This window comes from Stenotrophomonas sp. SAU14A_NAIMI4_8, assembly GCF_003086695.1.
Taxonomy (GTDB): domain Bacteria; phylum Pseudomonadota; class Gammaproteobacteria; order Xanthomonadales; family Xanthomonadaceae; genus Stenotrophomonas.
This window is the reverse complement of record NZ_CP025999.1, coordinates 3,451,078-3,473,580: the sequence shown is the minus strand read 5'-3', so window position 1 is coordinate 3,473,580 and position 22,503 is coordinate 3,451,078. Positions and strand designations below refer to the sequence as shown.

General features: G+C 64.7%; 20 protein-coding genes and 1 tRNA gene. 10 read left to right on the top strand and 11 right to left on the bottom strand.

Annotated features, from left to right (window positions below):
- Positions 1 to 54: 54 nt before the first annotated feature.
- The 4 genes from C1930_RS15810 to C1930_RS15795 all read right to left on the bottom strand — a co-directional run bounded on the left by C1930_RS15810 (position 55) and on the right by C1930_RS15795 (position 3,264).
- Positions 55 to 1,476, bottom strand: coding sequence for a M28 family peptidase (locus C1930_RS15810; RefSeq protein WP_108772157.1), 1,422 nt, complete (start codon positions 1,474 to 1,476; stop codon positions 55 to 57).
- A gap of 257 nt (positions 1,477 to 1,733) precedes the next feature.
- Positions 1,734 to 2,138: a large-conductance mechanosensitive channel protein MscL gene (gene mscL, locus C1930_RS15805; RefSeq protein WP_108772156.1), complete on the bottom strand. Its 405-nt coding sequence runs from the start codon at positions 2,136 to 2,138 to the stop codon at positions 1,734 to 1,736.
- A 54-nt stretch (positions 2,139 to 2,192) separates the two neighbouring features.
- Positions 2,193 to 2,909 (bottom strand): fumarylacetoacetate hydrolase family protein, encoded by a 717-nt coding sequence (locus C1930_RS15800; protein ID WP_108750915.1) that lies wholly within the window; start codon positions 2,907 to 2,909, stop codon positions 2,193 to 2,195.
- 70 nt (positions 2,910 to 2,979) lie between these two features.
- A complete protein-coding gene (locus tag C1930_RS15795) occupies positions 2,980 to 3,264 on the bottom strand; it encodes a hypothetical protein (RefSeq protein WP_108772155.1) in 285 nt (94 codons plus the stop codon).
- Positions 3,265 to 3,441: 177 nt separating this feature from the next.
- Between C1930_RS15795 and C1930_RS15790 the strand changes: the two genes are divergently transcribed.
- Entirely contained in the window at positions 3,442 to 3,780 is a 339-nt protein-coding gene (locus C1930_RS15790; RefSeq protein ID WP_108772154.1) for a Rieske (2Fe-2S) protein, read from the top strand.
- Between the two features lie 184 nt (positions 3,781 to 3,964).
- Here C1930_RS15790 and C1930_RS15785 read toward each other — a convergent pair whose 3' ends face one another.
- From C1930_RS15785 to thiS, 4 genes are all read right to left on the bottom strand, one after another.
- The gene (locus C1930_RS15785) at positions 3,965 to 5,812 is read right to left on the bottom strand and encodes an SLC13 family permease (protein WP_108757018.1); all 1,848 of its coding nucleotides are present in this window, start codon (positions 5,810 to 5,812) and stop codon (positions 3,965 to 3,967) included.
- 27 nt (positions 5,813 to 5,839) lie between these two features.
- Positions 5,840 to 6,574 (bottom strand): tRNA (guanosine(46)-N7)-methyltransferase TrmB, encoded by a 735-nt coding sequence (gene trmB, locus C1930_RS15780; RefSeq protein WP_006387461.1) that lies wholly within the window; start codon positions 6,572 to 6,574, stop codon positions 5,840 to 5,842.
- On the bottom strand, positions 6,574 to 7,368 hold the full coding sequence (locus C1930_RS15775) for a thiazole synthase (protein WP_108750910.1): 795 nt from the start codon (positions 7,366 to 7,368) through the stop codon (positions 6,574 to 6,576). The genes trmB and C1930_RS15775 overlap by 1 nt, the downstream gene beginning before the upstream one ends.
- A 146-nt stretch (positions 7,369 to 7,514) precedes the next feature.
- Positions 7,515 to 7,715, bottom strand: coding sequence for a sulfur carrier protein ThiS (thiS, locus tag C1930_RS15770; RefSeq protein WP_108753977.1), 201 nt, complete (start codon positions 7,713 to 7,715; stop codon positions 7,515 to 7,517).
- Positions 7,716 to 7,921: 206 nt separating this feature from the next.
- Here thiS and C1930_RS15765 point away from each other — a divergent pair, with 206 nt between their 5' ends.
- The 9 genes from C1930_RS15765 to C1930_RS15725 all read left to right on the top strand — a co-directional run bounded on the left by C1930_RS15765 (position 7,922) and on the right by C1930_RS15725 (position 20,101).
- Positions 7,922 to 9,754, top strand: coding sequence for an autotransporter domain-containing protein (locus C1930_RS15765; protein WP_108772153.1), 1,833 nt, complete (start codon positions 7,922 to 7,924; stop codon positions 9,752 to 9,754).
- Between the two features lie 146 nt (positions 9,755 to 9,900).
- Positions 9,901 to 9,974 (top strand) — tRNA-Gly (locus tag C1930_RS15760).
- Between the two features lie 150 nt (positions 9,975 to 10,124).
- Positions 10,125 to 11,003 (top strand): 30S ribosomal protein S6--L-glutamate ligase, encoded by an 879-nt coding sequence (rimK, locus tag C1930_RS15755; protein WP_108750907.1) that lies wholly within the window; start codon positions 10,125 to 10,127, stop codon positions 11,001 to 11,003.
- A 248-nt stretch (positions 11,004 to 11,251) separates the two neighbouring features.
- A complete protein-coding gene (locus C1930_RS15750) occupies positions 11,252 to 11,725 on the top strand; it encodes a hypothetical protein (RefSeq protein WP_108772152.1) in 474 nt (157 codons plus the stop codon).
- Between the two features lie 25 nt (positions 11,726 to 11,750).
- Positions 11,751 to 12,428, top strand: a complete 678-nt coding sequence (locus C1930_RS15745; RefSeq protein ID WP_005410804.1) for a response regulator transcription factor — start codon at positions 11,751 to 11,753, stop codon at positions 12,426 to 12,428.
- Entirely contained in the window at positions 12,391 to 13,761 is a 1,371-nt protein-coding gene (locus C1930_RS15740; RefSeq protein WP_108750905.1) for a HAMP domain-containing sensor histidine kinase, read from the top strand. Before C1930_RS15745 ends, C1930_RS15740 begins: the two co-directional genes overlap by 38 nt.
- 485 nt (positions 13,762 to 14,246) lie before the next feature.
- Positions 14,247 to 14,633, top strand: a complete 387-nt coding sequence (locus tag C1930_RS15735) for a hypothetical protein (protein ID WP_108753968.1) — start codon at positions 14,247 to 14,249, stop codon at positions 14,631 to 14,633.
- Between the two features lie 273 nt (positions 14,634 to 14,906).
- Positions 14,907 to 19,649, top strand: coding sequence for an RHS repeat-associated core domain-containing protein (locus C1930_RS15730; RefSeq protein ID WP_234412680.1), 4,743 nt, complete (start codon positions 14,907 to 14,909; stop codon positions 19,647 to 19,649).
- On the top strand, positions 19,646 to 20,101 hold the full coding sequence (locus C1930_RS15725) for a hypothetical protein (RefSeq protein ID WP_108757014.1): 456 nt from the start codon (positions 19,646 to 19,648) through the stop codon (positions 20,099 to 20,101). The genes C1930_RS15730 and C1930_RS15725 overlap by 4 nt, the downstream gene beginning before the upstream one ends.
- A gap of 42 nt (positions 20,102 to 20,143) precedes the next feature.
- Here the strand turns inward: C1930_RS15725 and C1930_RS15720 are convergent, their stop codons facing one another.
- The 3 genes from C1930_RS15720 to coaE all read right to left on the bottom strand — a co-directional run bounded on the left by C1930_RS15720 (position 20,144) and on the right by coaE (position 22,501).
- The gene (locus C1930_RS15720; RefSeq protein WP_108757013.1) at positions 20,144 to 20,653 is read right to left on the bottom strand and encodes a hypothetical protein; all 510 of its coding nucleotides are present in this window, start codon (positions 20,651 to 20,653) and stop codon (positions 20,144 to 20,146) included.
- A gap of 27 nt (positions 20,654 to 20,680) precedes the next feature.
- The gene (locus C1930_RS15715; protein ID WP_108757012.1) at positions 20,681 to 21,046 is read right to left on the bottom strand and encodes a hypothetical protein; all 366 of its coding nucleotides are present in this window, start codon (positions 21,044 to 21,046) and stop codon (positions 20,681 to 20,683) included.
- 846 nt (positions 21,047 to 21,892) lie between these two features.
- The gene (gene coaE, locus C1930_RS15705) at positions 21,893 to 22,501 is read right to left on the bottom strand and encodes a dephospho-CoA kinase (protein ID WP_108772150.1); all 609 of its coding nucleotides are present in this window, start codon (positions 22,499 to 22,501) and stop codon (positions 21,893 to 21,895) included.
- Between the last annotated feature and the right edge of the window lie 2 nt (positions 22,502 to 22,503).

Genomic DNA, 22,503 nt, shown 5'->3' with positions numbered 1-22,503 from the left:
CGCCTGGTGGGTGCGAACCTTGGTTCGCACCGCTGTTGCCGCGGCGCTACCGCATCACTCGTTCGGCGGAACCGTCGCCTTGGCCTCACTGCCAAAGCTGCCATCGGCTTCCGCGGCCAGATACGCAAACACGGTGTACGCGGCCACGTTCTGCGCGAGCGCCTTCGGGTCGATCTTGTCCAGGGTGTCGTCGGCGGTGTGGTGCAGGTGGAAATAGTCCGACCCATCCTGTGCCAGCCACGCCCACGCGCCGCCCTTGGCCGCCAGCGGGCCCACGTCCGGGCCCGGGCCGCCCTTGTCGGCCTGGTACTCGATGCCCAGCGGCTTCATCACTTCGGCAATCTGCTTGGTCGCTTCGCGCGACCCTTCCGGGTTAGGCGAACCGGTGTTGAACGCATAGATGCGCCCGGCACCGAAGTCGCTCTCGGCAGCCAGCTGGTGCAGGGCCACGTCCTTGGCGTGTGCTTCGGCATAGGCCTTGCCGCCGTACAGACCCTGTTCCTCGTTGGCGAAGGCGATCACCCGGATCGTGCGTTTGGGTGCCTGCTTCAGCTGGCCGATCAGATGGCCGGCGGCCATGGTGATGCCCACGCCGGCGCCATCATCCACCGCGCCGGTACCCAGGTCCCACGAATCCAGGTGGCCGCCAATCACCACCACTTCCTTGGGCAGGCTGCGCCCGGTGATCTCACCGATCACGTTGTACGAGGTGGCAGTGCCATCCCAGCCGCAGTCCAGCGCCACCTTCACCGTGGTGCTGCCACGGGCCAGCAGACGTGCCAGCTGGTCGGCATCGGGCACCGACAGCGCGGCCGACGGCACCGGGGTCAGGCCATCGTCGAAACGGGTGATGCCGGTGTGCGGCACGCGGTGCGAATCGGTACCGGCCGAGCGCATCAGGAAGCCGACCGCACCCTTGCGGATGGCCACGGACGGGCCCTTGCTGCGGATCGCACCGCCACGGCCGTAGTCGCGGCCATCGCGGAACGGCAGCATCTGGTAATCGACGAAGGCGATCTTGCCCTTCAGCGAACCGGCTGGCGCGGCCTGCAGGGCGGCCAGGTCGGCAAAGCGCACCACCTCGGCTTCCACGGTGCCGCCGGGGCTGCCGCCCAGCGCGGTGATCTGCAGCGGCTGCGGGTTCTTGCCGGTCACCGCGGCGTGTTCACTGCGGCGTTCCCACTTGGGGAAGGTCACCGGTTCCTTCCAGACCTTGTCAAAGCCCAGCGCCTTGAACTTGGCTTCGGCCCAGGCCACGGCGCGGGCATCGGCCTCGCTGCCAGCAATACGCGGGCCGATTTCGGTGGTCAGCGATTCGACCACCTTCCAGCCGGTGTCATCGGCCAGTGCCTGGTCGCGCAGCTGCGCGGCCGTGGCCAGCGAGGCCGGGGGCAGGGTGGTGGTGCGGGGCGCGGCAAACGCAGGCGCGGCCAACAGGGCGAGGGACGATGCGATGGCAAGAATGCGGCGACGCATGGACAGCTCCGGGAAGGGTGTAAGCCTTGGAGCTTAACAGTCGTTCAGCGCCACGCATGGGTGGGAGGTCATGCCGGGGCCGAAAGCTGTTTTCCGGCCATGAGCGGCAAAGCGGTAGCGCCGGGCCATGCCCGGCGGAGGCCCACGATCCGCTTCGCTCGCCGGGCATGGCCCGGCGCTACCTTGATTATCGTCCCGCCCAGTCGAGCATGGCTCGACGCTACGGGTGGGCGGGGCGCGCGATGGCGCCCGGCGCCTTATTTCTTCAGGCTGTCGCGGATCTCGCGCAGCAGCAGCACGTCTTCCGGCGTGGCGGCCGGGGCGGCTTCCTTCTTGCGCGACAGGCGGTTGATCACCTTGATCACCAGGAAAATGGCGAAGGCCACGATGACGAACTGCACCAGCGTGTTGAGGAAATCGCCGTAGCCGATCACCACCGCCGGAATCTCCTTGCCATCCGGGCCGACGCTGGCCGGTGACAGCACCCACGCCAGGTCAGAGAAATCCACCTTGCCGATCAGCATGCCCAGCGGCGGCATGATGATTTTTTCCACCAGCGCGGTGACGATCTTGCCGAAGGCGGCGCCAATCACCACGCCCACGGCGAGGTCGATGACGTTGCCGCGCATGGCAAATTCCTTGAACTCGGTAAGCATTCCCATTGTTGTTCTTCTCCAGAGGGCGAGGGGACAGGGCGCAGGGTAACGCAGCAGATGTCAGCCAGCGATGACGCCGTGGCGCTCGGCCACGTTTTCCAGGCGTGCGCTGAAACGGTCGCCCGGCTTCAGCGCGGCCACGCCCGACGGCGTGCCCATGAACACCAGATCGCCGGCGCGCAGCTGCCACAGCTTGGACAGCTCATGCAGGATTTCCGGCACGTTCCAGATCATCTGGTCCAGCAGCGATTGCTGGCGCACTTCGCCGTTCACTTCCAGCGAAAGATTCAGGGCGGCCAGATCACCGACTTCGCCGGCATGCACGATTTCGCTGATCGGCGCGGAGGCGTCAAAGCCCTTGGCCGAATCCCACGGGTGGCCCTTTTCCTTGGCGGCGGCCTGCAGGTCGCGGCGGGTCAGGTCCAGGCCCACGGCATAGCCGTACACCAGTGCGTCGGCATCGGCCACGGCCAGCTCACCGGCCGGTGCGTCGCGGCCGATCGCCACCACCAGCTCCACCTCGTGGTGCAGGTTGGCGGTGGCCGGTGGGTAGGGAATCACATCGTCGTGGCCGACCACGATGGCATCGGCCGGCTTGGTGAAGAACATCGGCCGGCCGCGATCATCGGCGGCCGGCACCGCGGCACCCATTTCGCGCGCGTGGTCGGCGAAGTTGCGGCCCACGCAGTACACGCGGTGCACGGGGAAGCTGCCACCGCCCACCACGGGAACGCGGGGCACGGCGGGCGCGGCAATCACATCGGAAACATCGGACATGCGGACATCCAGGAAGGGCGTGCCCGCAGTCTAGAACTTAACGATACCCGCCGTCAGCGGGTGCGCACCTTCAACGCGGCGAGGACAGCGCCGATTTGCGCACCACACGGTACTCACCTTCCACCACCTTGGGGTCGGCGGCACGGCCGACGCTGCCGGGCTTGCGCGAGGCCAGCAGCTTCCACGCCAGGCCGATCAGGATCATCGCTGCGCCCACGAACACGCCCACGAACACCATGGCGGCCAGGATGGCCAGGCCCAGCAGGCCCACGGCAATGCGCACCAGCGGGTTACGCGGCTTGCGCGGCGCGAACAGGGTACGGAAGTGGTGGACGGCGGATGCGCGAGTAAACATAGCGGCTCGATAGGCTGAAATCAGCGAACCGCCAGTATCCGGAGGCGCCACTGTCATTGAGTGAAAAAGTCGTTAAATATAGCCTTGGCTTATTACCAATCAATGACTTGTGTTCATGTGAGAGCCAGTGAGCTGAGCGCGCGTGCGACAATGCCGCTTTACGTTCGAGCCTTCGCCATGACGACCCCTGCTGCCGCCCTCATTGTTCTGGAAGCCCTTGCCGATGGGGCCTTTGTCGAGGTTGAGGCGCTGGTGGACGGCGATGCCGAATCGGTGGTGCTGTACCGCGACGGCAGCCAGGTGCGTGCCTTCCTGAACATCTGCCCGCATGCCGGTCGCCGCCTGGACTGGGCGCCGGGGCAGTTCCTGAAAAGCCGCGAAGGCCACCTGGTGTGCGCGGCGCATGGCGCCTCGTTCGCGCTGGACAGCGGCGATTGCGTGGCGGGCCCGTGCAAGGGCGATCGCCTGCGCGCCGTGCCGGTGGATGTGCGCGACGGGCAGGTTTACCTGGCCTGAGGCCAGGTCCGGGGTCGGATCCGTTTTCCGCAGGAAAACGGCTCTGACCCCATCGGGCGGGCAACGGCATCCACGCATGGCGTGGATCTACTGCGGGCGTGGCCCTCAGTGGAAGCATCAAGTAGATCCACGCCATGCGTGGACCCATCAAGTAGATCCACGCCATGCGTGGATGCGCGCCCCTTCAAAACATCAGGTTGATCATCAGCACCACCACACAGGTGTAGATCAGTGACAGCGGTCCGCCCACGCGCCACATTTCGCGCGGGGTGTAGTTGGCCGGACCGGTGATCATCGAAATGACCGGGTTGGACGCGGTCATCAGGTTGTTGGACGCCGACAGCGCCACGATCAGCGCGAACGCGGTCGGGTTGCCGCCCGCTGCCAGTGCCAGGTTCACCGCAATGGGCACCATCACGATGGTCGCGCCCACATGGCTGATCACCAGCGAGAACGCGGTCGTCAGCAGTGCCAGTGCCACTTCCAGCACCCACAGCGGAATGCCGGTGGGCAGCTTGTCGATGGTGTGCCCGGCCACCCACGCGGCCGCACCACTGGAATCCATCGCCCAGCCGAGCGGAATCAGCCCAGCCATCATGAACACCGTCTTCCAGTTGATCGAGGCATAGGCCTCGTCCATGCGCAGCACGCCGGTCAGCAGCATGCCGGCCACGCCGGTCATCAGGGTCAGTGCCACCGGCAGCTTGCTGGTCAGCGCGATCAGGATGGTCAGCGCGAAGATCGCCATGGCGATCTTGAACTTGTGCGGGCGCTGTTCGCCGGTGGGGTAGTCGGTCACCACCACGAAGTCGCGGCTGCGCGCGGCCTGCGCCAGGTCGGTCCAGATGCTGTGGAAGACCAGCATGTCGCCGGCGCGAAGCTGCACATCGCGCACGTCCTCGCGGATCACCTGCTTGTCGCGGTTGATCGCCAGCAGGCTGATACCGCGTTCCTTGCGCAGGCGCAGATCGGCCGCGCTCTTGCCGATCACGTTCGAAGTGGGCGGCACCACCGCTTCGGAAATACCGGCGCGGCTGGGGTTGAACAGGTCGCCCAGGTGCTTCAGGCGCGAGGACATGCGCAGGAACTGGTTCTGCGCGAAATCGCTGATCTGCTCGCGCGGGCCCATCGCACCCAGCACGCTGCCCACCCAGATGCGCATCTCCGCCGGCGGCGCCAGGCGGGTGTCATTGCCGGTTTTCAGGGCCAGCAGCAGCGGTGCGTCGTGCAGGTTCTCGGCCTCGCCCAAGGTCATGCCCACCAGCGGGCTCTCGGCGGTCACCACCAGTTCGAAGACATCGCCTTCAATGCCGTAGGTCTTGGCGAAGTAGCTTTCGGTGCGCGCCGGGGTCACCCCGTCGTTCACCAGGTTCTCTTCCTCGATCAGCTTGCGGTCGCCGTAATAGCGGAAGTACAGCAGCGACGCGACCAGCAGGGCCACGCCGATCGGCAGCGGCGCGAACATGCGCAGCGGCTCGATGGTGGCCAGGCCGGACGGAAGATTGTTGTTGGCCGAGGCCAGCAGATCGTTCAGCAGGATCAGCGGCGAATTGCCGACCATGGTCAGCGCGCCGCCCATCACGATCGCCGCGGAAATGGGCAGCAGCAGGCGCTGCAGGGTCAGCCCGGTGCGCGCGGCCAGGCGCGAGGCCACCGGCAGGTACAGCGCCATCACCGAGGGGTTCTGCATGAACGAGGAGTTCAAGCCGGCAATGGCGGTGGTCATCATCAACAGCCGCTGCTCCACACCGTGGCCGCGCCGCAGCAGCCACGCCGCCAGCCGGTTCAGTGCGCCGGTGCGGTCCAGGCCCGCGCCCAGGATGGTGGTGGCGATGATGCTCATCACCGCGTTACCGGAAAAGCCCCCGAAGATTTCTTCAGGGGCGATCAGGCCGGTCACGCCCAGCACCACCAGCACCACCAGCGCCACCACGTCGGCGCGGATGCGCTCGAACAGGAACATCGCCATCGTGAAGCCAACCAGCCCGAGCACGAGCTTCATGTCGTTGGTCAGCGTCAGCGCGGTATCCATGTGGGGCGCAGGGTCCTCGGTGGGCGGTCAGGTGCGGTCGTACAGCAGATCCCAGACGCCGTGGCCCAGCTTCTGGCCGCGGGTCTCGAAATGGGTCTGCGGGCGCCAGTCCGGTCGCGGCACGCTGCCACGCGGGCCGGCACGGTTCACCAGCCCGGCGGTGGCGTCCAGCACGTCCCACATCTGCTCGGCGTAGTCTTCCCAGTCGGTGGCGCAGTGCAGGCGGCCACCGGGGCGCAGCTTGCGCACGATCAGCTCGGCGAACGCCGGCTGCAGCAGGCGGCGCTTGTTGTGGCGCTTCTTGTGCCACGGGTCGGGGAAGTAGATGCGCACTTCGTCCAGCGCACCGTCGGCAATCTCGTTCTGCAGCACTTCCACCGCGTCGTGGTGGTACAGGCGCACGTGGTCGGCGTTGTCATCGGCCAGCGCGTTCAGCAGGCGGCCCACACCGGGGGCGTGCACTTCAATGCCGATGTAATCGCGCGACGGATCGTGCTGGGCGGCGAAGCGCATGGCCGCACCGTTGCCGAAGCCGATTTCCAGCACCTTGTGCGCCGGGCGGCCGAAGGTGGCGTCCAGGTCGCGCGGCTGGCCGTTGTAGTCGATGCCGAAGCGCGGCCAGCGTTCGTCGAACGCGCGCTGCTGGGCCGGGGTGAAGCGGCCCTGGCGCAGCACGAAGCTGCGCACCTCGCGGCGGCCTTCGCTCACGGTGAAGGGCTTGGGCGGGGCCTTGGAACCGGCACTGTCGAAGGGATTGGTCATCAGCCGATCACCCCTTCCACCGGCGAAGACGCACTGGCATAGCGCTTGCGCGGAATGCGCCCGGCCAGGAAGGCCTCGCGGCCGGCTTCCACGGCCTTGCGCATGGCGCTGGCCATCAGCACCGGGTTGCGCGCACCGGCAATGGCGGTGTTCATCAGCACGCCGTCGCAGCCCAGTTCCATGGCAATGGCCGCATCGGAGGCGGTGCCCACGCCGGCGTCAACGATGATCGGCACCTTGGCGTCTTCGATGATCTGCAGCAGGTTGTACTTGTTCTGGATGCCCAGACCCGAGCCGATCGGCGCGGCCAGCGGCATCACCGCCGCGCAGCCGATCTCTTCCAGGCGCTTGGCCAGGATCGGGTCGTCGGAGGTATAGACCATCACCTCGAAGCCATCCTTCACCAGCTGCTCGGCCGCCTTCAGGGTCTGCACCACGTCCGGGTACAGGGTCTTCTGGTCGCCCAGCACTTCCAGTTTGGTCAGGTTGTGGCCGTCCAGCAGCTCGCGCGCCAGGCGGCAGGTGCGCACGGCGTCTTCGGCGGTGTAGCAGCCGGCGGTGTTGGGCAGGATGGTGAAGCGGTCCGGCGGCAGCACGTCCAGCAGGTTCGGTTCACCGGGGTTCTGGCCGATGTTGGTACGGCGGATGGCCACGGTGACGATCTGGGCGCCAGCGGCCTCGGTGGCCAGGCGGGTTTCCTGCAGATCCTTGAACTTGCCGGTGCCGGTGAGCAGCCGCGAGCCGTAGGTCTTGCCGGCGATCACCAGCGAATCGGGGGAGACATGAACGTTCATGCCGCGATTATCGCCTATCCGCCTGAAGATGGGGTCACGCCGGGAGCAGGGTCGGATCCCTTTGCCTGCGGCAAAGGGCTCTGACCCGTGGCGCGATGCGTGGGGTCAGAGCCCTTCGCGGTGCGAAGGGATCCGACCCCTTGGCCTCAACCACCGCCCAGAGCGTGCACGATCTCCACCACGTCGCCTTCGGCCAGGGCGTGTTCGCCGTGGCGGCTGCGGCTGACGATCTGGCCGTTTACTTCCACCGCCACCCGGCGCTGCAGCAGCTGCTCGGCGGCAAGCAGATCGTGGACGGTGGCCGGGGCGGGCAGGGTGCGGGGTTCGCCGTTGAGCTGGATGTTCATGCCCGGCATTGTCGCTTATGGCCAGGTTGGATCGGAACCGTTGCAAATCCAGCGCAACGCCACCTCCGGCACAGTTGTTCCGGGGTGGTCCGGGCGACAATTCATGCGGCGGCGCAGCGTGAGCAATCGGCGGTACGGTGAAACCATTCACCGTGCGCCGGCGTACGTGTGCCGGGTCCCCAACATCTTCCCCCAGGAGTTTTTACATGCTGCTCAGCAAACGCCCGATCCGCTCCCTCATGGCGGCCGCGATCGCGCTGGCCGCGCTGCCGGCCATGGCAGGCGAATCCGCATTCAACAGCACCGTCTTCTTCGGTGACAGCCTGACCGACAGCGGCTACTACCGTCCGCTGCTGCCGGCCGACGCGCGCCCGGTGGCGGGCCAGTTCACCACCAACCCGGGTTGGGTGTGGGCGCAGTTCGTGGCCGATTACTACGGCACCAATGCCACCCCGAATGGTCTGGGCCAGAGCGGCGACAACTACGCGGTGGGCGGCGCCCGCGTGGGCACCGACCTGACCCAGCCGGCCTTCGGCAACGTGCCGGTGCCGTCGCTGAAGACCCAGACCGCCAACTACCTGGCGGCCAACGGCGGCAAGGCCGACCCGAATTCGCTCTATACCGTGTGGGGCGGTCCCAACGACCTGTTCGCCATCACTACCCCGACCCAGGCCCCGGCCGTCATCGGCGCGGCGGTGACCGACCAGATCGGCATCGTGGCCTCGCTGAAGCAGGCCGGCGCCGAGTACGTGATGGTGCCGAACCTGCCCGACGTGGGCTCCACCCCGGGCTTCATCGACCGCGGCGCCGCTGCGCGTGCCCAGGGCACGGCCCTGTCCAATGCCTACAACAGCGCCCTGTACGGCGGCCTGAAGCAGGCCGGCATCGACTTCATCCCGCTCGATACCTACACCCTGCTGCACGAAATCATCGCCAACCCGGGCATGTATGGTTTCAGCAACGTCACCGGCCGCGCCTGCCTGGTGGCCTCGTCGCTGACCTGCAGCCCGCTGGCCTACGCGCGCCCGGACGCGGCCAGCACCTATCTGTTCGCCGATGACGTGCACCCGACCAGCGCGGCCCACCAGATGCTGGGTCAGTACGCCATTTCCATCCTGGAAGGCCCGCGCCTGCAGCAGGTGCTGAGCCATTCGGCGCAGACCATCGGCCGTTCGCGCGCCGACCAGGTCAGCCTGCACCAGAGCGGTCGTCCGGCCGATGGCCTGTCGTGGTGGGGCGGCCTGCGTGGTGACATGCAGCGCTACGACCACGCCGACGTTTACGACGGCATGGCTCCGGCCGGTCTGGCCGGTATCGACTGGGCGCGTGACGGCATGGTGGTGGGCGGCTTCGCCGGCTTCGGCCGCATGGACGCCGACTTCGGCAACAACCGTGGCGACTTCACCCAGAAGGACACCACCGCCGGTCTGTTCGCCGGCTGGTACGGCGAGCGCGTGTGGGTGAACGGCCAGGTCAGCTACACCTGGTTGTCCTACGACGTGAACCGCAAGGTGCAGCTGGGCCCGGCCACCCGCGAACACGGCGGCTCGCCGGACGGCAGCAACCTGACCGCGGCGCTGAACGCCGGCTACGAATTCGGCACCGAAGGCGGCTTCCGCCATGGCCCGATCGCTTCGGTCATCTGGCAGAAGGTGAAGATCGACGGTTACACCGAAAGCGCCACCGCCAACACCCTGGCCACTGGCTTGGGCTACGGCCAGCAGGATGTCGATTCCACCGTGGGCCGTATCGGCTGGCAGGCCCGCTTCGACGGCGGTGCCGTCAAGCCGTACGCGCAGCTGACCTACGACCACGAGTTCGAAGACACCCAGCAGGCCAGCGCCTGGGTGCAGAGCCTGCCGGACGTGGGCATGTACCGCGTGCCGGGCATGGACTTCGACAAGAACTATGCCACCGCCATCCTGGGCGCGCGCATGGAACTGTTCGGCCTGCAGAGCAACGTGGGCATCAGCGCCACCACGCTGCAGAAGCGTGCAATGGACGCCACGCTGTTCGCCAGCTTCAGCGGCAGCTTCTGATGCGACGCGGGGTCAGAGCCTTTTCCTGGCGGAAAGGGATCTGACCCCATTGCGCCGGGGTCGGCGCCCGGAAACGGCTCTGACCCCATCGCGGCAGCCACCATTGCGCAATACCGGCCGCTGCGCATAAGATTCCCCCCTGCAATGCGGGCGTAGCTCAATGGTAGAGCTGTAGCTTCCCAAGCTACTGACGTGGGTTCGATTCCCATCGCCCGCTCCAGCATTCCAACCCCGGTTGTGGCCCTGCCACTGCCGGGGTTTTTTGTTTGTGTCATGCGCCGTGCCGTCGTCGGCCGCGCACCCACACCAGCATCATCCCGCCGCCACACGCCCGCGCTATGCTGCGCGCCTGCCGCCCGATGCCCCTGCGATGAAGCTCGCCATCCTGTCCCGCAACAGTTCCCTGTACTCCACCCGTCGGCTGGTCGAGGCCGCGCGCGCGCGCGGGCATACCGTGCGCGTGCTGGACCCGCTGCGTTGCTACATGCGCATTGCCGCCGATGGCTTTTCAATGCATTACAAGGGCCGGCCGATGACCGGCGTGGATGCGGTCATTCCGCGCATCGGCGCCTCCATCACCCGTTACGGCACCGCCGTGCTGCGCCAGTTCGAACTGATGGGCGCGCGCACGCCCAACCCGTCGGACGCCATCCTGCGCTCGCGCGACAAACTGCGCGCGCACCAGTTGCTGGCGGCCAAGGGCATCGACATGCCGGTCACCGTGTTCGGCGACAACCCCGACGACACCGTGGACCTGCTGTCCATGCTGGGCCCGGCCCCGCATGTGGTGAAGCTCAACGAGGGCACCCAGGGACGGGGCGTGATCCTGACCGAAAAGGCCAGCGCCTCGCGCGGCATCGTCGAGGCCCTGCGTGGCCTGTACGCCAACTTCCTCATGCAGGAATTCATTGGCGAGGCCAAGGGCGCCGACCTGCGCTGTTTCGTGGTGGGCGACCAGGTAGTGGCGTCCATGCAGCGCCAGGCCGCCGAAGGCGACTTCCGTTCCAACCTGCACGCCGGTGGCACCGCCCAGCCGGCCAAGGCCAGCCGCGCCGAGCAGCAGGTGGCCGTGCGCTCGGCCAAGGCGCTGGGCCTGTCGGTCTGCGGGGTGGACCTGATCCGCTCACAGCGCGGGCCGCTGGTGCTGGAAGTGAACTCGACCCCGGGGCTGGAGGGCATCGAGGCCGCCTGCGGGGTGGACGTGGCCGAGCGCATCATCGTGCACGTGGAAAAGCTGAAAAAACCCTGAAATTCAATGGCTTGAGCATTCGTTCAGCTGGCAGGCGCGGGTTTAACACCGCTTTAATCGGCCGGGGCGTAGTCTCCATTTCACCGCAGCTCTGCCTCTCAGCAGGATCGGTAATCGGGATGACACTTCAAGCCCAGGCGGCGCAGCGCCGTCTGGGCTTTTTTCTTGCCGCGCAGCAACTTGCGCACGGCGGGGTCTTGGCTGAACATGCCTTGGCCACTACCGGCACACCTAAGGAGGGGAATGTGATGCGTAAGGTTGCATGTGCTGTCCTGTTCGTCCTGGCCTCGGCCAGCGCTGCGGCAAGCAGTGGCACGGCCGGCCCGCTGGATGTCAGCCGCCCGGCCGATCTGGTCAACACCCAGATTTCCACCATCCGCGCCGATCTGGCCAAGGGTGAACTCTATTCCGAGATTTCTGCCGGCGAGCAGGCCAAGGTGAGCGATGCGCTGACCCGCATCCAGACGGCCATTGACCGCAGCGGCGGCGCTGAACTTTCCAGTGGCCAGCAGGTCTCTGTCTTCAACGACCAGGAGATCGTCAACACGGTCTTGACCCGCGCCAAGGATGATAGTCGCATGATCTGCAAGCGCACCCGTGCGGTGGGCAGCAACATGGTGACCTCGCAGTGCATGACCGTGGCCCAGCGCCGCGCATTGCGCCGCGACAGCCAGCGCGAAATGAACGATATCCAGCGCAACCGACCGTTGCCGGAACGCTAAAACACCAAACATTCAAGAGGCTACAGTGAGAATTCTGGTAATCGAAGACAACAGTGACATCGCGGCCAATCTGGGGGACTACCTGGAAGACCGTGGCCACACCGTCGATTTCGCCGCCGACGGTGTGACCGGGCTGCACCTGGCCGTGGTGCATGAGTTCGACGCGATCGTGCTGGATCTCAACCTGCCCGGCATGGATGGCATCGAGGTCTGCCGCAAGCTTCGCAATGAAGCGCGCAAGCAGACCCCGGTGCTCATGCTCACCGCCCGCGATTCGCTGGACAACAAGCTGGCCGGCTTCGATTCGGGCGCCGACGACTACCTGATCAAGCCGTTCGCGCTGCAGGAAGTGGAAGTGCGCTTGAACGCGCTGTCGCGCCGCGGCAAGGGCGTGCAGACCCGCGTGCTGGAAACCGGCGATCTGGAATACAACCTGGACACGCTGGAAGTGCGCCGCCAGGGCAAGCTGCTGCAGCTCAACCCCACTGCCCTGAAGATCCTGCAGGCACTGATGGAAGCGGCCCCGGCCGTGGTCACCCGCCAGGAACTTGAAACCCGCGTGTGGGGCGAAGAGCTGCCCGATTCCGATTCGCTGCGCGTGCACATCCACGGCCTGCGTGCAGTGGTGGACAAGCCGTTTGAAGTGCCGCTGATCCAGACCCGCCATGGCATCGGATACCGCATCGCCACACCGGAAGCCTGATTCGGTGGCGGCGAAAGGGGAGCGTCGGCGCACGCCTTATCGGCGGCGCCTGCGCAGCCGCATCATCGTGTCATTCGTGTTGTTGGGCTTCTGCCTGACAACCCTGTTCGCGTTCGCCACCAACTGGGCCCGCATCCGCGTGGAAAACCAGCTGGTGGAAGACGTGATGAACCGCAACATCAACGAGTACGCGCGTCGCTTCTACGAACACCCCGGGCGCAACCCGGAAGTGCCGGTGCAGCAGATCAAGGCGTATGCGTACTCGCGCGACAAGTTCGACCGGGTGCGCGAGAACCAGCCGGATTGGGCCGCGCTGCCCAACGGCAACTACAACCTGAGCGGCACCGACGAGCAGGGACAGCCGTACGCCTACAAACTTGCGGTGCGCAAGGCCGACGACGCCTGGTTCTTCCTGGCTTATGACATGACCGACAGCGTGCGCGGTGGGCAGCAGCTCAGCCGCGCGCTGGTGTTGTCGGTGCTGGTGTTCAGCCTGCTGTCGCTGGTGCTGGGCTGGTGGTCGGCCTCGAAGGTGATGAAGCCGGTGTCCGACCTGGCCGCACGCCTGCGCGCCTATCGCGGTGGCAGCAGCGACCCCGAGCCGCTGGCGCCGCGCTTCCCCGATGACGAAGTGGGGCAGCTGGCGCAGGCGCTGGACGACTATTCATCGCGGCTGACCGAAGTGGTGCAGCGCGACCGCGAGTTCAACGCCGACGTGAGCCACGAGCTGCGCACGCCGCTGGCCGTGATTCGCGGCGCCACCGAATTGCTGCTGACCCGCCCGGGCCTGGACGACAAGGTGCTGCAGCGTCTGCAGCGCATCCAGCGTGCCGAACAGCAGTGCAGCGACCTGATTGGCGCTCTGCTGCTGCTGTCGCGCAACGAGCGCGGGCAGGGCACCAGCAACGTGGCCCGCGTGGCCGAGCAGCTGCTGGATGCACACCGCGCACAGCTGGGCGGCAAGCCGCTGGAGCTGGTGCTGGAAGGTGAGCGCGATCTGGTGATCGACGCGCCCGAGGCCGCGCTGTCGGTGGCGCTGGGCAACCTGATCGGCAATGCGGTGAAGTATTCGCAGGATGGCGACGTGCGCGTGCACGTGGGCGGCAATGCGGTGTCGGTAACCGACAGCGGTCCCGGCTTGAGCGAAGAAGATGCCGCCAAGCTGTTCCAGCGCGGTTATCGCGGCACGCATGCCGGCCATTCGCAGGGCGGTGGTATTGGCCTGTCGATCGTCAGCCGCCTGTGCGATCTGTACGGCTGGCAGGTGAGCGTGCGGCCGGGCGGCCAGCGCGGCGTGATCGCCACGCTGACGTTCTCGCCGAAGCCGCTGTAATCGGGCACACGGAAACCCGGTGGGCGCCGACCTTGGTCGGCGCTGGTGCTGCGCGCGATGTGTCGTGACTGGCGTGTGCGTGGGTGAGGCGGCGGCGTTCTCTGCGGCCCTGACACCGTGGTGATGTGATCGGTATCGCGCAGCGGCTGTGCGTGGCGGCACGAATGGGCTGCGGGGTAGGGGCAGTGGCGCTTTTGCCTCGTGATTGCCGAGGCGGGCGATGGCCTGATGGCCCGGCCGGGGCAGGTGCCTTGGCCGGGATTGGCGTCCCGAACAAACCCGACAATTCAACAGCTCCTGATGTCCCTCGTGCATCGTGGAATATGCACTGCGCTGCCGCTACGGCGGGCGGTGCGTGGGGATTCGTCAGAGTCCGCTGGAGTCTTTTTCCTGCTGTTGAGTTGTTGGGCCTCCGGTACGCCAACCCGCACCGTCCGCCACCTTGCATCCGCAGGTGGCCCCGCCGTCTGCGGAGGAGCATCGCCATGTCACAGCGCACCGCCTATCCCAACCTGCATCGCCTGGTTGGCGATTCCATCGACCAGCTTCCGGCCGAGATTGCCGAACGCATTGAAGACGTCCTCTCTGAACCCACCGACCTGCTGCCGAACCTGCTGGCCCGCATGGATGGCCGCGACACCGCCGAAGGCCAGCCGCAGAAGGCCACTGGCCTGACGCCGGCGCAGGCCGTCACCCTGGCCAGCCTGAGCCGCACCCTGGCTGGCCTGAACGCCCTGATCCAGATGCTGCACGCCGCCGAAGCCGCACGCGTACAAGGCAGCGCCGGCCAACAGCTGCCGCCCGACGTGGTGGAAGGTCTGCTGCTGGCCGCCCGCGAACTGGCCCAGTACGCCCGCCGCCAATTGGGCTGAAGGGCAGGTCACCCGAAGGGGTCGGATCCCTTTCCGCAGGAAAGGGCTCTGACCCCGCCGAGTGCCAGTGCCAGCTACGCCGTGCGGGAATGGGGGAATGCGGCTAGGGGAGGGGGCGTACTCCTCGCGAGGCTGCGCATTTCGTGAGGTCGGCCCGCTTTCCGATACGCGAAGGTTGCAGAAGGTTCAGGACCCAAATAGCCTTTCGAACATCCAAGGATGGAAGTGCTCTCGTGACAGCCCCTTGGCTTGAACTCAATAAGCTCGGGGGAAATGGTGGGCGCCGCAGAAATAATTCGTGCCTCGAAGTGGGCACTTCTCTTGGTATGTATCTTTCTCGCTCCTGTCGCCAGTAGCGCGGCCGATTTGCCGCCAAGCCTTCCTCCAACTGCGGAAAACTACTGCCCTTCCACTGGTGGCTGTTTCAAGAGTCTCCATGAGGCCGAGCAGGCGCTGAATCAGGAATACCCCGAGTATCAGGGGCTGCTCCGTCAGGGGCGTACCCGCCCCTATGGCGCTGGGTCTGATTCTCTGAGGATCGATTACTTCGTGGAAAATCAGCCGCCAAGCGAGCTTTTTCCTGCCGTATACAGAATTGCCGGTTTGCAGAATTCCAGTGATTATTGTTCTGGAAAAGTTGCTGTCGGGGATCCAAATAATCCGTTGCTGTGTCTGGACGAGTCTTTGATGATCGATCAGTACAAGGCAAAGAACTTGGTCGACACTGCGCAATGTACGTACAGCAACATCCGTGTGGTTGGTGAGTACAGTTCGTCGCCGATCTGGCACTTTCCAAGCTATCTTGGGTCCTATGGAATGGTCCATTTCGTTCCGCCGACGTACAAGGAATTTGCGTGGGATTTGTACTGCACGGGATGGGGTAATGAGCCGCCCTCCCCTAGAGCCGTTTCGCTGGCAAAGTTTCAGTCCTACGCATGTCCCGCGGGCTTTAGTGGCGAAGATACGGCTACTCCGGACATGAGTCGAGTATGTGTGCCGGCCCGCTCTATGCCTCATGTTTTCGTCAAGAAGATAACTCAGACGTTTTCCTGCCCAGCCAATCCATATCCTTGCCACCCGGATAATGGAGATAAATCTCGCATTGAGCCTGATTTCGAGTTCGCCGGGCGTCCATTCAATCGCTATTACCATTCCTTGCGCCAATTCAGCCTCGGGCGCGAATTCCCTCTTGGCTGGAGCTATTCGTATAGCTCGCTTCTAGAGTTCGCGTACGGATACATCATTTCTGATGAAGGCTACTACGCCAAGCTAACTGATGTCGGCGGCGGCTTCTTCAGTGTTGGAATGTCAACCAGTACGCTGGAAAAGGTTTCCGACTCGCTCTACGTCCTTCGAAATGGGAATGGCGAGGTGCGGAGCTATGATGGCGAAGGCCGACTGGTAAGGGTGCAGGATGTAATGGATCCTGCCAGGGATGTTGTCGTCAAGAATGAGTCGATTCCGGGCTTTGCGAGTTTGCACCGCATCGCTGCGCTCATTGATCGCTCTGGTCGTTCGGTGCACTTCCATTACAAGAATGGCCGCCTTGAGTCAGTTGAGCTACCCGACGGCCAGAGAATCAACTACATCCAGAATGATCTGGGAAACCTGTTGGCTGTTGACTATGGCACTGGGGGCGTCAAGCGCTATCACTATGGGGAAGTCGGGCTGGCAGCGAACCTCAGTGATTTTCTCCTTACTGGAATTACCAGTGAGGATGGTAGGCGCTACGCCAGTTTCGGCTACGACCTATGGAATCGGGTGATATCGAGCGAGCTGCATGGCGATAGTGGCAAAGTTCAAGGGACGTACCTTTCGTACCAAGGCGATCAGAGTGTACTGGTGAAGACCGCCGACGGAGAGGTGGTCTCCTATCAGTTTGATAGTGGGTTCTATCGTTCGCCTCTTCTTATCCAGAATTCGCAAGGCGGCGAATCGACACAGCATGATGGGCTTGGGCGCTTGGTTCAGCGGATCAATCGTCGTGGATTTGTGGAGAAGTTCTCTTATTCCGGTGCTCAGCGAGTTTCTGCGGATGAGGCTGTGGGCACAGCAGAGCATCGCAGTGAGCGGACCGATTGGCACCCGACTCTAAACCTGCCACTGGAACGTCGCGTCGTGAGTGGGCAGGGTCAGGTGGTCTCGATCTTCCGCTGGACTTACAACTCGCGGGGGCAGGTTCTGACGCAACGTGCCGTCGATCCGGTTTCGGGTGATGAGCGCCGACAGTCGTTCGCCTATTGCGAAGAAGCTGATGTTGGCGCCGGATACTGCCCCGAGTTGGGGCTCCCAAGAAGCATCGATGGTCCACGGACCGATGTGGCAGACACCGTTACTTATGCTTGGTATCACGCCGACGATGCCGGGTGCGCAACAAATGGAGCCTGTGCTTTCCGCAAAGGGGATCTCCGTAGTATCACCAACGCTCTCGGGCAGGGCGTTGAGGTGCTGTCCTACGACGCGTTTGGTCGGCCTCTGTCGGTGCGCGACGCCAATGGCGTGGTCACCGATTACAGCTACCACCCGCGCGGTTGGCCGACATCGATCACGGTGCGCGGCGCGACCACGGCTGACGACCGCTCGACCCAGATCAGCTACTGGCCCACTGGCCAGGTGCAGCAGGTCACCGAGCCTGACGGCAGCAGCGTCACCTACGTGTACGACGCGGCCCAGCGCGTGACCGATATCGCAGACAGTGCCGGGAACACCATCCACTACACGCTGGACGATGCCGGCAACCGCCTCAACGAGGACACCGTCGATGCGGGCGGCACCCTGCGGCGCACGCTGGCGCGGACCTACAACATCCTAGGCCAGTTGACCGCGCTGAAAGATGCGGGCAACCATGCCACCGGCTTCACCTACGACGCCAACGGCAACCCGCAGACGGTGACCGATGCGCTGCAGCGTGTGACCAGCCAGCAGCACGATCCGCTGAACCGGCTGGCCCAGACCCTGCAGGATGTGGGCGGCGTGGCGGCAGAGATCCGCAGCCAGTACAACGCGCTGGATCAGGTTACCCAAGTGACCGACCCCAAGGGGTTGCACACTACCTATGCCTACAATGGATTCGGCGACCTGACCGGCCAGGTCAGCCCCGACAGCGGCACCAGCAGCTTCACCGTGGATGCGGCGGGCAATCGCAAGACCCGCACCGATGCACGTGGCGTTACGGCCACCTACAGCTACGACGCGCTCAACCGCCTGATCGGTGTTGCGTACCCAGATCCGAATCTGGAAATCGGCTACAGCTACGATGTGGCGCCGGCCGCCTGTGCCGCCGATGAGCGCTTCGCCAAGGGGCGCCTGGGCCAGGTGCTGCACGCCAATGGCAGCACCCAGTACTGCCACGACCGCTTCGGCCAGATCACCCGCAAGGTGCAGACGATCAACGGTGTGGCCAGCACCTTGCGCTATGCGTACAGCAAGGCGGGCCGCCTGACCGCGCTGACCTATCCCGATGGCACTGTGGCCGACTATGTACGCGATCCCTTGGGGCGCATCAGCCAAGTTGGCCTGACCCGCCCGGGGCAGGCGCGGCAGGTGGTGGTCGACAACGTGACCTATGCCGCCTTCGGCCCCGCGACGGGATGGAGCTATGGCAATGGCCGCCAACTGCAGCGTCCGCTGGATCTGGATTACCGCCCGCAGGCAGTACACGACCCGGCCGCCGGCGGCCTGTCGCTGAGCTACGGCTATGACCCGGTGGGCTCAATCACCGAATTGAAGAATGGTGCGGGCTCAACCGTGTTGGCCACGTATGCCTACGACACGCTGGGTCGCCTGACCCAGACCCAGGACGGTACGACGGGCACGCCGATTGAGACCTACGGGTACGATGCCACTGGCAACCGCACCGCATTGACCACCGCGGCCGGTGTGGCCAACTACACCTATCCCGCCAGCAGCCATCGCTTGACCGCGGTGGACGGCGAAGCCCGCGGCCATGATGCGGCGGGCAATACCACCAGCATTGGCAGCAAGGCGTTCACCTACAACGACGCCAACCGCATGAATGCGGTGAAGCAGGGCAGCGCAGTGCTGGAAAGCTATGCCTACAACCATCGTGGTGAACGCGTGCTGCGCACCCCGACGGGCGGCACTGCGCAGATCACCTTGTACGACGAGGCAGGGCAATGGCTGGGCAACTACAGCGCCAGTGGTGACGCGCAGCAGCAGGCCATCTGGCTGGACAACTATCCCGTAGCACTGATCAACGCGCCCGCTGCGGGCGTGCCGGAGCTGGCCTACATCCAGCCCGATCACCTGGGCACACCGCGTGTGGTGATCGACCCAGTGCGTGATGTGGCGATCTGGGAGTGGAGCAACAAGAGCGAAGTGTTTGGGAACCAGATCCCGAGTGCCGACCCGGACGGTGATGGTGTGGCGTTCGAACTGGCGCTGCGCTTCCCGGGGCAGCAGGCGACGGATGCGAGTGGGATGTTCTACAACTACCAGCGGGAGTATGACCCGGCGGTGGGGCGGTACTCGCAAAGTGACCCGATTGGGTTGATGGGGGGTATCTCCACCTACGGGTATGCTGGTGCTTCTCCGGCGAGGCGGGTCGACCCACTGGGGCTCACCGACCTCAACTATATCCCACCTTATGATAATCCAGATTCATATCTGGGTAACAAAATGATTCCGTCTCCCCCGGATATGCTTACCATCAGCATTCACCACAATGGGGAGAAATTCATAGGGCCGGATGGTAACGGTATGTCTGTTGATGAACTGGCGCAATCAATTCGACGCGATGCCGATCTTTCAAAGTATCTGTATATCAGGCTCTATTCCTGTCGAACGGGTAAGTCGATCGATGGTGGGCCGATCCCCGCCCAGCAGCTATCCAAAGCGCTGGGTATGACCATCCAAGCGCCTACCGAGTACACCTGGGCAAAGAACGATCCATTGTATCCGGATCAAGGGAACTACGGAAAAACATCTGAAGGAAAGAAGGATAAGAGCAATCCTGGAGAGTGGGTGAATTTCATGAAAGAGGGTGGGGTCAAATGACGATGTTCAAGAAGACTGGTCTTCTCCTATGTCTGATGGGTGCAGGGTTTGTCGATGCGCAGGTGCCCCCTCAGCCGGAATGGCCGGTAGTTGACCTTGACGGCTCGATCGCTACGGATAGTGGCGCTGTGCTTGATGATGAGCAGCTGCTTGCGTTGACTAGTCGCGCAGATGCGGGCGACGCTGAGGCCGCGTTTCGAATCTCACGCCATTTTGAGGGAAAAGGCACGGCTGGTAGCTCCCGCATGTGGCTTGTCTATGCCGCAGCGCTGGGGCACCCGATTGCACAGTACAACTTGTTCTTCATGTTGAGGGACAAGCAGGACTGTGCGTCATCAAGCGAGGCATACGCATGGCTCAAGAGTGCCGCGTTGAAGGGGAAAGCGGACGTGGATTCTGAACTTGAGCAAGCGGCCCGCATGGCGGCTCAACGATGTCCTAGTAACCGATAGGCAGAAAAATTCGAGCTTGTTCGACCGCCCCCCGATACCCCATCACCAAAACCGATCCCGCTCCACCAACGCCCACAACGTCGTGCGCACGGCACCGTACCAGTCCATCAGCCGGCCGCCAGATGGCACCGCACACCGCTCATCCTTCGGCACCGCAGGCCCGGCCCGCCACCACGGGCGGGCCCGCCCATCGGGAATGCTGACGCCCTCAATCTGGTTGAAGGCCATCAACTGCTGCAGATCCAGATACAGCGCCTCAGTTTCCGGCGCACGCTGCAGGGCGTCCGCCGGCAGACGAAGCGCGACCGTCGGTTTTGTGCGCTCCACCCTCAGCACGGGAAAGCCTTTGCAACGCACCTGGAAAGAGGGCGCAACGGCATCCGCCGGGTAGATCGTGAAGCCCGTTGCTCGGCGCTCGGAAACAAATCCGTGCGCACTGCCATAGAGCTTCTCGAATTCCACGAATCCCATCTTCGGGTAGACCCACGTCTCTTCGGCTGCGCTCTGCGGCCAGGGCAACAAGGCAATGGCGGTCAGCGCACCGATGACCATCAGGCCAGATGCCAGGAACGACCTCACTCACGATCCCGCGCCGAGCGGCCGTACGCGTTCCTGGACGAAGACGTTGAGGGCGAGACAGGCCATGGCCAGGCCTTCCATCACGCGGTCGCCCACGTCCTGGTCAGGGTCTCCATTCTGGCGGGCGCGCTCGGCGGCCAGCAGCAGTTCCTGCACCACGCGCTGGCCAGCCAGTGCGCAATCGGCATCGGCCAGTGCAATCTGTCGGCTGCGTAGCGGGTGGCGTTCCGGCCAGGGCTGGCCGTCGGCGGCGGCACCGGCACCAATGCTGCGCAGCAACTGGGTGAGCGTGTTGGGATCTGGCGCGGGATCGTCTGCCGGCGGTTCCTGGATGGAATTCGGGGCAGGGGAATAGGGTGCGGTCATGACGGGCTCCTTGCGTGCAGGCAGAAGCCGCCACCGATAAAGGTGGCGGACGATGCGTGGTTCGAAACCCGGCGTACGATTAAACCGGCGGGCGCAAGGCCCCCACGCACCGCCCGCCATAGCCGGCAGACGGATTGCCAGCCGACACCACGCGAAGGTGGTGCCGACTGGCAAGCGCAAACATCAATCGTACAACCGGGGTTTCGAATCCCGGCCACCAATGCACGGTGGCATCGAAAGGAATACGCCCGGTCGTACGCGATGCCAAGTCAGTAGGGCCGATGCCGTCACTGCATTCAACATTTTCAGAATCGTTGCAAATTGCGTAAACAGGTAGATGCATTGGTATGCAAGGCTTTCGGCGGTATCGGTGGCTCAGGCGTGTTTGCAATTGCAGAGGTGCCTGAGGCGCAAAGGGCGGGGAATATGCGACATCCCGATGCCCCGCCAGCAGAGGTTGATGTTCTTTCATAGCGACCCTGGTCCGTTCAAGCCGGACGGCATTGCGGCTGCGCGCGTGGCGTGACCAATGATTGGCATCGTCCCGGATGCTGGCGAACAAGCGGCGGCCCTGTTCGCAGTCAGCGGGCTGTGCCATCAGCCTTCCGGCATCGATGCGCTAGGCCTCCAATCTGCAGCGGCCCGCCAAGCAGAGTTCATGCCATGCGTTTTGAGTGGGTATGTGCGCACCGCTGGATTCGTTGGGGTTCGGTCTGGTGCACGATTTGAATGCGCAGCATGATTTCGCACTGGCCGGATGGGACAGTTGGGATAATTTTGGATTGTTGGGTCGTCCCGTGCCCGCGGACAGACTACTCAGTCGAGCAAGCTCGACTCTACGCGGGCTCAGCGTGCTAGCTGCAGGTACCGCTCATGCAGCGTTTCCACCTGCGCCTGCAGCGCATCCGGGTGCCCATCATTGACCACCACGTCATCGGCCAGCGCCAACCGCTGTGCGCGACTGGCCTGGGCGGTGATCATCTGGTCGGCCAGCGCGGCATCGATGCCGTCGCGCTGCATCAGCCGGGCATGCTGCACGGCCTCGGGGGCGTCCACCACCAGTACGCGGTCCAACCACGGGTAGGCCGTGCGTCCGCCCACTTCGGTCAGCAGGGGGATGGCGGCAATCGCATAGGGGCTGGGTGCCTGCTCGCACTGCTGCTGCATCAGCCGACGGATGGCCGGATGGGTGATGGCTTCCAGCGCCGTGCGTTCGGCCGGGTCGGCGAAGATGTGGGCGCGCAGCCGCGCCCGGTCCAGGGCGCCGTCGGCCAGCAGCATGTCGGCGCCGAAGCGTTCGGCAATGCGGGCCAGGGCGGGTGCGCCGGGGGCGACCACGGCGCGGGCGGCCAGATCGGCGTCGGCCACCACGATCCCCAGCGCCTCGAAGCGCCGGGTCACTTCGCTCTTGCCGGCGGCAATGCCGCCGGTCAGGCCCACCACGTAGCGGCTCATGG